Source organism: Thermogutta terrifontis, assembly GCF_002277955.1.
Classification (GTDB): domain Bacteria; phylum Planctomycetota; class Planctomycetia; order Pirellulales; family Thermoguttaceae; genus Thermogutta; species Thermogutta terrifontis.
In genome coordinates, this window is record NZ_CP018477.1 from 1,572,334 (window position 1) to 1,585,080 (window position 12,747).

Here is a 12,747-nt window from a genome sequence, read left to right on the forward strand (position 1 = left end):
CCCTTCGGAGGGGCACGCTTGCCATGCCCGTGAGAGCAAAATGGTTCATCCAATGCTAAAATCGGACGTGGCGAGCACGTCCCTCCGAAAGCGGACATAACAAGCGGATTCCTCCGGTCTGCGTCTTGCTCCTGCGTAAACCCGTGTGGACGTCCGCGTCCCGGACAGTAGATGAAACGCGAGAATGTGTCGGAGGTCGCGGGTCCGACATTTTCGAGAGCAGTATGTCCAATGGACAAGACCATTGGGAAAAACGTGCGGCCACCTGATAGCTACAACCGGGGGAGATGGTGACCGGTGCGGTTCGTCATGGTGCGAAAATAGACGCCGGAGCTATGCCCAAACAGTTTCTTTTTTACTACGATCGAGCCCTCAAACTCCTTCCGGTTGATCTGGCGGTTGATGCCCGATTTCGTCAGGCCCGCGCCTTTGTCTCGCACGCGCATGCTGATCATGTTGCCCGACACGAGTATGTCCTCTGCACGGAAGAGACGGCCGCTCTTTTAAACCATCGTCTCGGTCCGCGGACCGTTCGCACTCTGCGATATGGCGAGTCCATCAACTGGGCGGGAGTGCGGTTGACGGTTTATCCCGCGGGTCATTGCCTGGGCTCGGCAATGCTCCTGGTGGAATATGCCGGAGAGCGACTTCTCTACACCGGCGATTTCAAGTTACGACGGTCATTCACGGTCCCACCGGCAGAGCCCGTCGCTGCCGATATCCTGATTATGGAAAGTACATACGGCCACCCGATGTACCGCTTCCCACCGGAGGATGTGGTTTTTCGTGATCTGGTGGATACGATTTTCAGGCTTTTCGAGGAGGGGAAAACACCCGTTATTGTTGCTTATGCGCTGGGCAAGGCGCAGGAGGTAACTCGGCGCCTCAGCGATGCGGGGTTAACTTTAGCCGTTCATCGACATGTGGCCGACATCAGTCGTATCTACGAGTCATTTGGCGTCAATGTGGGCCGATACCGAGTGTTCGATGGAACAATGCGTCCGGGCGAAGTGCTGGTTGTATCGCCTGGTACGAAGCTGGACCTCGTCAACGACCACATATGCCGCATCGCGGTGACAGGATGGGCTATGGACCCCTCGGCACGCTACCGGCTGGGGGTGGATCTGGCGTTTCCGTTCTCGGATCACGCAGATTACGACGGATTACTGGAACTCATCGAGTTGGTTCGCCCACGTGTCATCTACACCACCCATGGGCCGGAATGTTTTGTGCGGGACCTTCAAGTGCGGGGATGGGAGGCGTACCTGCTCGACCGTCCGACGCAGAAGACGTTATTCTGACGCCCGCGCCGGTCCGCTGGCCTGGTGTGAAACTTTGTGGTACACGATCACGATGGCGCTGGGAGCTTCCTTGGCGAACAGTGAAAAGCCCTTTTCCATCAACGTGCGGCCTGTTTCCGTGAGATTCCAGTCCGAATCATACGCCTTTAGATTGTAGCTGGCATCAGATTGGAGGCCGCCAAGTCGGAATAGCGGCGACCGCTCCGGGGCTTCGTCGCGGCGAAACGCCTGGATCATGCCGCGGCCTTCTTCTGGGAGGTCGAACTGCCAGGCGATCCACACGTTTTTCTCCAGACTATAAGGAGTAAGTGGGTAATAATCTCCGTAGTAACAGGGAGATATTTCGCGGAACTGTCGATAGAGTCGGCGGAGCGTCTCGTAGTCCAATTCTTTAACGCGGATGTCGATGCCGCATCCTAAGCTGGGAGCCGCGTTACTCCAAAAGGCATAGGGCTGAACTGGGGTTGGCCCGGAACCATAATACGGGGCGCCGGTGTAGGCCACGGTGCCAGTGCCGTGATAAGGAAGCCAGAAGCTCAGCGCGTAAGTCATGCCCTGGTGGCCGATGGGTTCATAGGCATAGTCGCTTCTCCACAGGGGGACTGCCCGTCGCATCGTTTCCAGGTCATTTCGGCGGCCGCCACTGGCACACGAGTCAATGAGCATAGTGGGATGGCGACGCCGTAATTCGTCCCAGTAGGCAAGATGCCCGGTGATGTGGTGATTCTCCGTGATGCCTCGGCGGTCGGGTGTGTCGGCGGCTCGCCAGAAGGGAAGGGGATCGATATTGAAATCCTCTCGATAGAGATCGATTCCCTGTTCGGTGATCAGCCGATCGATATGGTTCGTCAACCATTCCCGGGCTTCAGGGTTCCCCAGGTCAAGCAGGCGTGGACCTTCGTGTTCGGGTTGAGCCGGCAGGTCATAGAGTTTGAAGGTCGTCGGATCAGGTCGAGCACCCGCCGCCATCCATCCGTAGGACCACACGCCCGTTGGGTTCTTCTCAGGGCTAAAGTCCTTGGCTGCGTGGAACACACGCCCATCCGGTCCGCCGACGAGAACTTCCAGACCGGTAGAATCGCAGATGTAGCTGCCGTTACCGAAGCCCACCACGAAGTCGAGCGTCTCTCCCGACTGGAGCGTGACGGTGCCCTGGTAGGAGGCTTCAGGCCCGGCACCATCCAAACGGATTTTGCCCTCAAAGAGGGATTCGTTGTTCCGGATGATATGAACCGAAGTTGTGGTTTGCTGGTCGATAGCCAGGAAGCGGGCGTTGATACGGTATTCGCCCGGAGAGGGGGCGGTGAATCGGACGACGCTGAATTCCCCTTTCGGGCCGGGATGAAACGAAAGGCGTCCCGGCGTCCACTCGATCCCAGCGACGCGGCATACTTGATCTCCGAGGTTGCAACTTACGTTGGGGTCGGGAGTTGTGAAAGATCGGCTGCGCCATGCCCGCATCCCAGCCAGGGCGTGATTTCGGCCGCTCGGCGAAAGCAGCCATTCGGGGTGGTTCTGGTACAACCAGGTCCCGGGCATCACACGCTCGGGCTCGAACCAAACGAGGATTTTTACGCCATGGGCATGAGCGAAATCGCTGATGGGCTTAAAACCACGAGGAAAACGGCGTGGGTCCACCTCCCACGTGCCGACCTGTGGCCAGCCCTGCTCTTGGATGTACCAGCCTGCATCCATCCACCAGTAGTCGGGTTTAAGGCCTTCTTCCAGATACCTGCGGATATGCATGATCTGGTTTTCCTCGTTGGCGTGGATCATCTCTTCGTATGCCCGGGAGGAAGAGGCCACAAATTGAGGCGGCGGGAGCTGACCGCCTGGTTTGGGCATGCTGTGCTTCATCATCCACCGTCGCCACAGATTGTGTGCCCGAATGCGGTCTCCCTGCCAGAACTGGATGACGATACGGGGCGTGCGAATAGATTCGCCAGCCAAAAGCCGCAAATGGCAGTCTTCCTGTCCGATCTGGAGATGCAGCTGGCGTTCGCCTTCACGGGTGAAGTTCGCCAGCCACTGTCCCGGCCAGCCCACGGCGATGGTTCGCCCCCCATCGTCGTAGGCGATGTCGAAGTACGGCCAGTCGGTGTTGCTCGGCCGGCCGCCGGCTCCGCTCAATCGCTTGGCTTCACCGGAGGAAAGAACAGTTACGAGAGGTTCATAGTCCCTTTGTGAAGCCTGAGAGCCACGATGATGATAGAGCACAAACTCGGCCTGGCCCTGTCGCGCCCACGACTCGTCCATCGCCAGAACATTTTCTAAGATCGGACTGGCGTCCGAACCGTCGTTCTTGAACTCCAGGACCCATTCGATGACGGGAAAATCGTGATACACGGTGAGCTCGTAGCGGACAACCAGACCCGTCAGGGGATCACGCCAGGTGTAAACGTGTTGTTCGCGTCCCTCCTCCGCAGGCTTGGCCTCCTCCTGAAGGTTCCATCGCGGCAATAGGTCGTCGGAAGGTTGCCCGCCATAACGGAACGAGAAGGGCAAGCGAGAGCCTTTGCCGGGACGATGCTCTGCCAGCCATCGTTCGCGGGCTGCGAATTCATCCGGTGCAGGTGTGGGTTGGCCAAGGGCGAGCGGTCCCAAAAACACCAGGGCTCCCATCAGGGTTGACGCAGTGAGCGTATGAGGTGTGCGCACAGACAACCTCCTCTGCCGTGCGAGCCGCATGGAATGATCAACTTCAGTGTCATAGCGAAACGATGCTCGGCGATGTGCGATCGTCCCGCTAATGTACTTGCCGTGATTATTCCTCAGGTTCCAGGATTTTAATGTCTTTGAACATCACGAGCATGTCGTTGCCGCCATGGAGCTGGAGGGCAAAATGACCCTCGCGCCGGCCGGGATCGTTTTTGACCTCGGCGGTTTTCACCCCATTCACCCAAACAGTGATGTCCCCACCTTTGGCCGCCACGATCATCTCGTTCCATTCGTTGGGCTTGAACGCCTTTTTAACGACTTCCGGTGAAGGCTGGACCACCCATGCCCGACCATTCGTCTCATAAAGTCCGCCGGTGTTGGCGTCGGGTGCGATTTCCGCCTGGAAGCCAGAAACACCGCTGTAGCCTTTTTCTTCCACGCGGAAATAGAATCCGCTGTTTCCCTGGAGGACCTTGAATTTAAGTCGGACCACGAAATCCTTGAACACATCGTCGCTGACGAGATGTCCAAACTCTTTTTCTTCCGCTTTCTTACGGCCGACGATCGCGCCATCTTCGATAGTCCACGTGCCGACGCCGATTGTATGCCACCCTTTAAAGGTTTTGCCGTCCCAGAGGGGTTTCCATTTTCCACGGAATTCCTCGGCCCCAACGCAGGTGCCATAAAGCAAATTAAGGGAAACAGCCAGCACAAACATTTCAGTCACTGCGACGAGTAGCTTCTTCATGGGGCATCCTCCGTCTGCTGCTTTCTCTGGGACAACTACATGTTCAAGAAATCTACATTCGCCGGCCATCGTGATCATTTGGCCAATAACACAGTAATCCCCGAGTGGCGGGGCGTCAACCGCTCGGTGGTGACGAAAAGCCCGCTGCGTTTTTTTATCCGGGGTTGGTCATAAGGGAAGAATCGCGAAAGTGTCGCCCCGACGTACTGGGAGGTCAATGCTTTTCCCAGTGGATTTTGCGTGCAACACTTTAAGCCGAGGATGCCACCGGGGGAGCATGTCTCATGCCTGACGGAATCGGCCGGAAATTTCTGCCGTGCGATGGCACTCTATCGCGCTATTGATATTGGGGCAACCAGGATTGCAATGTTGTCTTTGACAGGCCGACGGACAAAACACGAATTGTGAGGCAGTCGCCGATTCGGCCATTGGGTAAACTTTCTCGCAGGAGTGTCGCCATGAAGAACTTTTTGAGGGCTGCTGGCCCCCTGCTGGCAGTATTGACCTTGGCGCTGGCGGGGGTGCGCCATGGTGGAGAGGGAACCTTCGCTTCGGAGACGGCAAACAAGCCGTCCGGCAAGTATAACGTCTTGATGATCGCGGTGGACGATCTGCGGCCGGAAGCGGGATGTTACGGGGTGCCCATCATTAAGACGCCCCACATCGACGCGCTGGCGTCCCAGGGATTGCTTTTCAATCGAGCTTATTGCCAGCAGGCGGTTTGCAGCCCTTCGCGCACTTCGCTGCTGCTGGGGCGCCGACCGGACACGACTCGGGTGTATGACCTGCAAACACATTTCCGGAAAACGCTACCAGACGTGATCACGTTACCCCAGCACTTCAAAAATCATGGGTACCACACACAGGGCCTGAGCAAGATCTATCACGGTGGGCTGGACGACCCAGCAAGCTGGAGCGTTCCTCACTGGTCCCCGAGCAAGCCGATGTATGGCAAACCTGAGACGCTGGCGGATTTGGATCGGCGTCGGGAAGAGATGCGAAAGAAGGCGGGACCGGCTACCAGGGTCTTAGAGAAGGATCCCAAAACCGGCATCCCGTTGCGGTTGTCGGCACCCCAGTATCGGGTGTATGGTCCGGCGTGGGAAGACCCTGATGTCCCCGATGACGCCCTGCCAGACGGCGAGACCACCAACCGCGCCATCGAACTATTGCAGGAGCTTAAAGATCGCCGGTTCTTTCTGGCGGTAGGATATTTAAAGCCGCACCTTCCTTTTGTGGCGCCCAAAAAATACTACGACCTCTATCGAAAAGAGGACATTCCTCTGGCGGCGAATCCGTTTCCGCCCAAGGATTGTCCCCCCATCGCCCTGACGAACTGGGGCGAACTCCGCGCCTACCAGGGGATTCCTGCCGCGGGCCCTCTGCCGGACTCGATGGCCCGGGATCTGGTACACGGGTATTATGCGGCGACCAGCTATGTCGATGCCCAGATTGGCCGTCTGCTGGCCGAGGTGGATCGCCTTGGGCTGCGCGATTCAACCATCGTGGTCCTGTGGGGCGATCATGGCTGGCACCTCGGCGATCATGGTCTGTGGTGTAAACACACGAATTTCGAAACTGCCACGCGGAGTCTCCTCATTTTCCGGGTGCCCGGCCAGCCACATCCCGGGGCCAAGACGGATGCGCTCGTCGAATTCGTGGATATTTATCCAACGTTGTGCGAACTCTGCGGCCTGCCGATTCCAGAGGGGCTGGAAGGAACCAGCCTCGTTCCACTCTTCGAGAATCCCCAACGCCCCTGGCAGAAGGCCGCCTTCAGCCAGTATCCGCGGGGGAAGGTGATGGGCTATTCCATGCGGACGGACCGTTATCGCTACACCGAGTGGCGACCGTCGGGCGGAGGCGAGCCTGTGGCGGTCGAACTGTACGACCACACCACAGACCCGCTCGAAAATGTCAACCTGGCTGGGCGACCGGAATACAAAGATCTTGTTGCCCAGCTTCATCAGCAGCTCGAAGCCGGCTGGAAGGCAGCAAAACCGGACAGTGAAGCGGCGTCCTTTCCCAAGATTTCCAAATAGTCATGTGTGAGCCGGACGCTCCCTCCGAGAAGATTTGCCTGGCGGTTGCGCGAACTCGGTGGCTTTACGGCACCTGAACCGGGTTCCCATCTCGGATATCACCCAGCCGGGCGTAGAGGGTGGTGTTGATGGTCTCGGAGATGAATTTCACGGACCCGTCCCCGAAGAGGAAGTTCGCTCCCCCGGGATGCTTGCTTCCGAAGCTGTAATCGGAAGGGCTCAGGCTGTTGATGATGTTATTCACCTCCTTGTTGTTTAAATAGGCGAAAGGACCGACGAGTCGGGCCCAGGAAGAAATTCTCCACTGTCCCTGCCAGTTGTTGTTTCCACCGGCCCAAAGCGGGAACACCCGATCGATCATCGTCCGTGTGACATTGGCAGTTTCCGAGACTTCTCCCACTGCGATGACATTACTTGAGCCGTCGGTGATATCGGCGAACGTCATGACGTAGTGGAAATTGTTGGTCTGGGCCAGCCGAAACATGCCGTTTTGCTCAGTGGCGCCCGACGGCCGACTCCAACTGGTCGCACCGTTGGCGATGAAGTAACTCGACCAGGGCTCGTCGCTTCCCAGGCAGCAGCAATAATTGGACTTCCCGTAACCGTCGTTATCTTCCTTGGGAAGAACATCACTGGGGCAGAGAAAGGCGGGAAGAATGGTCTTGGCTGCCACACCCCGCTGATTGTTTGGATTGCCATGGTTGTTTCTGACCTGGCACCACCAGTTGTAGGAGTCCGTGTTTTGAACGGGGTGACCGGTGGGCAGGGCCGGGGAGACCCCGGGAATTTCTCGAATCGCCCCGTGAACGAGGCGATTATCTCCGCCCGGAATATAGACCAGGGCGGCTCCCCCGCTGACCAGCGTGTCGTACATTTGCTTCTGTTCGATGAAGGGGAGGATATAAGCCCCCCAGGCGTAGTTGTCGTTGTCGTCGTCGGGTTGCCCGACGGGGAAAACCTTGTTCACATCATGGAAGTTGTGGATGGCTAGGCCGATCTGTTTCAGATTGTTTGAACACTGGCTTCGCCGGGCGGCCTCTCGCGCGGCCTGAACGGCAGGTAACAGAAGAGCGATCAAAATCCCAATAATCGCAATGACGACAAGCAACTCCACCAACGTAAACGCCTGCCGATGAGAACAACCACCAATCCGCATGAGTCACCTCCAGCTAGAGTAGAACCAATACCGCAGCCAAAGCCGTAACACCCTCAGCCAATTGCCTGGTCCCGTGTAGAATAGCTTATCCGGGGAGAAGTGACATGTCAATGACTTTGCTAGTGCAATTGTGCGATATTTTTACTCAGTGTGCGATAGGGTGGTGATCAATTTGTCTCTGCGTAAATGTTCTGGTTTGGTAATCCACGCGGATTTTTTGGCTGTCGGTTTCGTGCCGTGAGCGAAAAGGAGTCTTTTAAGGAGTCTTTTTCGGGGCGGCTTCGTGTCCCCTAAAAGATTTGCCGGCAAAGGTCGTAGCCTATCGCAAAGATAGCGGCATCAATGCAGGCATGACTGATCCATGGGGCGTAGAGCGTCCTCCAGCGGTGGAACATGACACACCAGACGATACCACCAATGGCTACGCCGGCTGAGAAAAGAATCTGATAGACCGAGCCCCAGCCGAAGTATTTGCCGAGAATGATGACATGATGCCCGGTGAACGCCACCGACGAGAGGAGACCGCTCATTTCGGCTGACAGAAAAAGCCGTAATTTTTCAAAAACAAATCCTCTCCAGTAGTACTCTTCCAGGAAAGAATGTGCCACCGAAATGACTGCCGCAAAGGCTAAAAATCGGCTCGGCGTGTCTATTCCGAAACCGATAATTTTGTTTTTAATGGCTGCGGTGGCCTCGCTGAACACGCCCATGGGCCTGAAAAGAAAGACATAAAGCAGCCCCATACCCGCTGCCACCGCAATCCCAAACCCCAAGCCGGCGAAAACTTCGATACGTCTTGGACCAGGGACCCGGAGAGAAATCCGATCCACGCACACAAGCCACGCAGCGGGAAGGAGCATCACCAGCTTCGCTGCGGCGTAAAGGGCTTGCTGAATCCAAGAGGGCAGTTCCTCGGCCAAAACAAAATACCCCACGGCGGATACCGTGGGGGTTACCATCAGGAACAACAGCACCAGGGCGAGTGCCCACCGTTTGACACCGCTTTCAGCAGCGGCTTCCATGGATCAGCCCTGAAGCACGGGCACCGGCAAAGGCTGAGTGGCCCGAGTCGGGGTGATCAACGGGTACTTGGGGCCCGGGGGTGCGTCGTGATATTCCAGCGGACCCACTGCCAATTGGTAGAGCCAGTGTCGGGCATTCCACACCGATTTCACGACGCCAATCATGCCGTGGATCTGCGTGAACACTCTCTCGGCCCACAGGGGATCGAACCGCGGCAGGGCCCGCAGCAGATTGAGAGGATTATAGAACGCGATATATCCCGCAAGCATGTTGAGTTGCCTTTGCAGGGGGCTGGAATGCGCCGTCGCAATGGCACGATTGCCGTCGTAGTGATAGTCCTCCACGGGTTGTCCCGCCACTCGCTTCAGGACGATGCCATCCTGATAGGGCTTTTCATATCCTTTGCTTCCCACGGAAGGAGTCAGGAGAGTGATTTGGCACGTGATCGCGCCCACTTTCCGCAGGAAGCCGACCTGATTGATCAGCCCACGGAGACTCCGCCAGGTCCACAGCGGTTGATTATCGTGATGCATCATCATGGGCATAGGGGCGATCCCATGCTTGATGAGCTCACGGAAGACCGTGATGGTCTTTTCCGGCGACTGTCCTTTCTTGACAAGATCGGCGGTGAGGTCTTCGATTCCAAACCAGATGCTCCGCAGGCCTGCCTTTCGGGCGAGGGGAATGAGATCCAGGTTCTTGTGCACGTCGAATTCCGTGGCTTCTGTGGCGAAAATGATCGAGTCACCCAGCGGCTTACGATCAATTTCGGCCTTGGCCATCACGGAGAAAATTTCCTCCACCGTTTGCCGATTGTTAAAGAAATTGTCGTCGGTGCCGAAGAAGAACCGGATTCCCGAGCGTTTGTAAATTCCTGTGAATTCTTCAACTAACCGTTCCGGGCTGCGGAACCGGAACGTGTCCTGGTTGTACGCCGGAATGGGACAATATGGGCAATGGAATTTGCACCCGTGGGTTGTGACTACCGCCAGGACCTTTGCGTATTTCCCAAGCTTCTCCGCGGGGAGTGGCTCAGGCGAGAGGGTCGTCTTTTTGTGCGGTGGCTCAAACAGTCCCAGGGCATCGAACGGTAGGGGAAGTTCGTCCAGATTCTGCACCAGGCGCTGCACACCCGTGTCGATGAGGTACTCTGGATGGCCACGTGGCGGATCTGGCCGGAAAACCAATCCGTGGATGTCATTGAGCAGGCCCTCCTCTCGCACCCGCTCAAATGCGGACCGGATGTGCTCGCCGGGCAGCTTGTTTTCAAGGATTCGGTCGAGCAGCTCGAGGAGGACGTACTCCTCACCGGTGCATACCACGTCGGCACCTACCGTTCCATCGTTGGAAAGGCCGAAGAAATCCCATGGTTCGTAGATCGCCTTGGCACCACCGGCGATGATCAGCGGGCGCTGGTCGCCCAGCGTCCAGGCATCTCGAATCAGATCGTACGCCCGGGCGCTATGGATCTGCATGCTGGAAACCAAAAGCAATTGAGGGACTTCGCCATCGATTCGGGCTTGGCTGGGACGAATATTCGGATTCCACTGCTGCATCACCACGCGGATCTTGCGGAATCCAGCCGCATACATGGCCGAGGCCAGCGCCCGGGGCGCGCCCGGAATCATGATGTCCTGGACCATCACGAATGGTCCGATACTTGTTCTGCGGTCAAAAGCATAAACGATCAGCGTGGGGATGTCTTCTTTAACAGCCCGTTCCCGCACGCTGCGTTCGAGCTCGCGGTACTTTCCGGGCAGGGTAAAACGGTCGTTCTTGGCACGTTTGGGTAATTCCACTGGAAAACCTCCATAAACACCACTAGTCACACACCTGAAAACCCACCTCCGCCGAGACCAGACCGACCTTCACGATCGCCCGGCTGGAAAAGGCTTGAGGAAATTATACGCGTCTTCCGGCCAATTACCAGTAAGCCATTCCCTATCTGTTGAGTCACCTATCGAATGCCGGCTCCTGTGAAACCATCAAATACCCGGCATCCCGCAGTTCCGGTCAGTTTGGTCACGTCTTCAGTCCTCTTAGCCTCCCGAAAATACGTGCAATCGTCTTTGGCCAAGGCCATCCTGCCAATTTAGATTGTCATTATGAGCCGAAGGCGAAACGCCATGCAACTCCGGTTTGGCTTGCCCCATCCCGACTTTTCCACTGCCGTCACGCGCAAATCGCACCTCGCCGAGACCTTCCGCGGGAGTGAAAACCAGCTCGGAGGGCCTGCCTGTCAGGTCCACATTGCGACGTTGGGCAATCCAAATGCGGGATTTATCTGCCAAGTTCAATTGCCGTAAAAATGTGGCGGCAATTTATGAATTGTCCCTACAACATATTGAACCTTTGGTGTCTGACACATCCCAGCGAAAAATGGATATGGATCAGCGGTTTATTCCTCGCCAACGTCAAAGTCTCGCTTCTCCACGTAAGTGTTATAAGTATCGTATGCCATTCGAATTGCCACAGAATCTGGGATCTGGAATCCCGCGGCACCCACCGGTTCCGAATCGACAAGTGACATCCAAGTCGGCTGCCCGTCCAGAGCAGCCGGCGGGCCACTTCATGGAACATCGCCGCCGCGCTCGCCAAACTCCAGCGCTGGTTGTGGATCGCCGACTATTTCCACCTGGGGAATCCCTGCAGGGGTATTGAGAAGGAAGATACCGGCGACATTCCCTCGTTGTTGACAGAAGCGTCTGGCGTCATTCGGACCGAGGATGAAAAACGCTGTAGCCAGGGCGTCCGCCTCGGCCGCCGTGGGGGCGAGTACCGTCACACTGAGCACCTCGTCGGCAGGATATCCGGTGCGGGGATCCAAAATGTGGCCGAACCGTTTTCCTTTGTGCCAGAAAAACTGAAGGGCTGTACCGGAGGTACCTAATCCCTGAGCTTTCAGCCAGACACGTCCGACCCGCCGCCCTGGGTGAAGGGGATCGCTCAAGCCGATCGGCCATCCCTGTGGGCCTTCCGTGCCCTCGGCTGGTGAAAGTTCCCAGGAGTCCCCCACGGCAAAGACACTGCTCAACCCTCCGTGGAGGGCAAAGTCCCCAATGCCTGCCTCAATAATCACCTTCGCTAGGCGATCTAGGGCGTATCCCTTGCCCACACTTCCTAGATTGAGCGCCACCCCTGGCTTGTGGAAGCGGATGGTTTGCCGCCGAGCGTCGAGTTCCACCCATCGCCACCCGCAGAGTTCCCGCGCTTCCCTGATTTCACTGTCACTTGGAAGTCGTCCTTCCCGCCGGGCGAAGCCCCACACCTGCCAAAGAGGAGCTGCCGTAATGTCGAATGCCCCGTCTGTTGCCTCCCATAGCTGGCGGCAATAAACCAGCAGTTCCCACAGTTCGGCCGACACCTCCACCTCCCGTTGAAAAGCCTCGGCATTGATCCGCCCAAGTTCTCCCTGAGGTCGAAAGAAGGACATCATGTCCTCCAGTGGTTCCAGCAGATCCAGAGCAGTTAGCCCGACTTCAACGGCGTTTTCATACTGGCCCAGGTTAAAAATGACCTGAAATTCGCTGGCCATAGCCCGCCGGCCTAACTGCAACTTGTAGGTCCCGCGTCGCGGAACGGTAGGTCGAGCGCCGGCCGTCTGCGGATTCGGCGTCTCTGCGTCGGCGGGGGCTGCTGTGGGCTCGACGGCATCGCTGAGTTGTCCGCGAGTCAGCCGTCGCAAAAAGTCGCGGCGATTGCTTTCTATTGTCATTGATACGAAAGACGCATCGGTTGCGAAATTGGTCGAAAGTCGGTACGGGACAGGTAACGACCATTGGTTCGGGCATGGCGTGAAGAACCTGCCCACGGATCATT

8 protein-coding genes are annotated in these 12,747 nt (G+C 57.1%); 2 read left to right on the forward strand and 6 right to left on the reverse strand.

Features of this window, described 5'->3' with window-relative positions; translation table 11 throughout:
* The first annotated feature begins 335 nt into the window (after positions 1-335).
* Positions 336-1,301 (forward strand): MBL fold metallo-hydrolase RNA specificity domain-containing protein, encoded by a 966-nt coding sequence (locus tag THTE_RS05890; RefSeq protein ID WP_157731817.1) that lies wholly within the window; start codon positions 336-338, stop codon positions 1,299-1,301.
* Here THTE_RS05890 and THTE_RS05895 read toward each other — a convergent pair.
* Positions 1,293-3,959, reverse strand: a complete 2,667-nt coding sequence (locus THTE_RS05895; RefSeq protein ID WP_168175793.1) for an alpha-galactosidase — start codon at positions 3,957-3,959, stop codon at positions 1,293-1,295. The two genes, THTE_RS05890 and THTE_RS05895, sit on opposite strands and share 9 nt — an antisense overlap.
* A 106-nt stretch (positions 3,960-4,065) precedes the next feature.
* A complete protein-coding gene (locus tag THTE_RS05900) occupies positions 4,066-4,707 on the reverse strand; it encodes a 3-keto-disaccharide hydrolase (RefSeq protein WP_157731819.1) in 642 nt (213 codons plus the stop codon).
* A 458-nt stretch (positions 4,708-5,165) separates the two neighbouring features.
* Between THTE_RS05900 and THTE_RS05905 the strand changes: the two genes are divergently transcribed.
* Positions 5,166-6,749 (forward strand): sulfatase, encoded by a 1,584-nt coding sequence (locus THTE_RS05905; protein ID WP_095414565.1) that lies wholly within the window; start codon positions 5,166-5,168, stop codon positions 6,747-6,749.
* A gap of 64 nt (positions 6,750-6,813) precedes the next feature.
* Here the strand turns inward: THTE_RS05905 and THTE_RS05910 are convergent, their stop codons facing one another.
* From THTE_RS05910 to THTE_RS05930, 4 genes are all read right to left on the reverse strand, one after another.
* A complete protein-coding gene (locus THTE_RS05910; protein ID WP_095414566.1) occupies positions 6,814-7,905 on the reverse strand; it encodes a DUF1559 domain-containing protein in 1,092 nt (363 codons plus the stop codon).
* A gap of 290 nt (positions 7,906-8,195) precedes the next feature.
* The gene (locus tag THTE_RS05915) at positions 8,196-8,927 is read right to left on the reverse strand and encodes a CPBP family intramembrane glutamic endopeptidase (protein ID WP_095414567.1); all 732 of its coding nucleotides are present in this window, start codon (positions 8,925-8,927) and stop codon (positions 8,196-8,198) included.
* Between the two features lie 3 nt (positions 8,928-8,930).
* The gene (locus THTE_RS05920; RefSeq protein WP_095414568.1) at positions 8,931-10,727 is read right to left on the reverse strand and encodes a B12-binding domain-containing radical SAM protein; all 1,797 of its coding nucleotides are present in this window, start codon (positions 10,725-10,727) and stop codon (positions 8,931-8,933) included.
* Between the two features lie 770 nt (positions 10,728-11,497).
* The gene (locus tag THTE_RS05930; RefSeq protein ID WP_095414570.1) at positions 11,498-12,643 is read right to left on the reverse strand and encodes an FAD:protein FMN transferase; all 1,146 of its coding nucleotides are present in this window, start codon (positions 12,641-12,643) and stop codon (positions 11,498-11,500) included.
* Between the last annotated feature and the right edge of the window lie 104 nt (positions 12,644-12,747).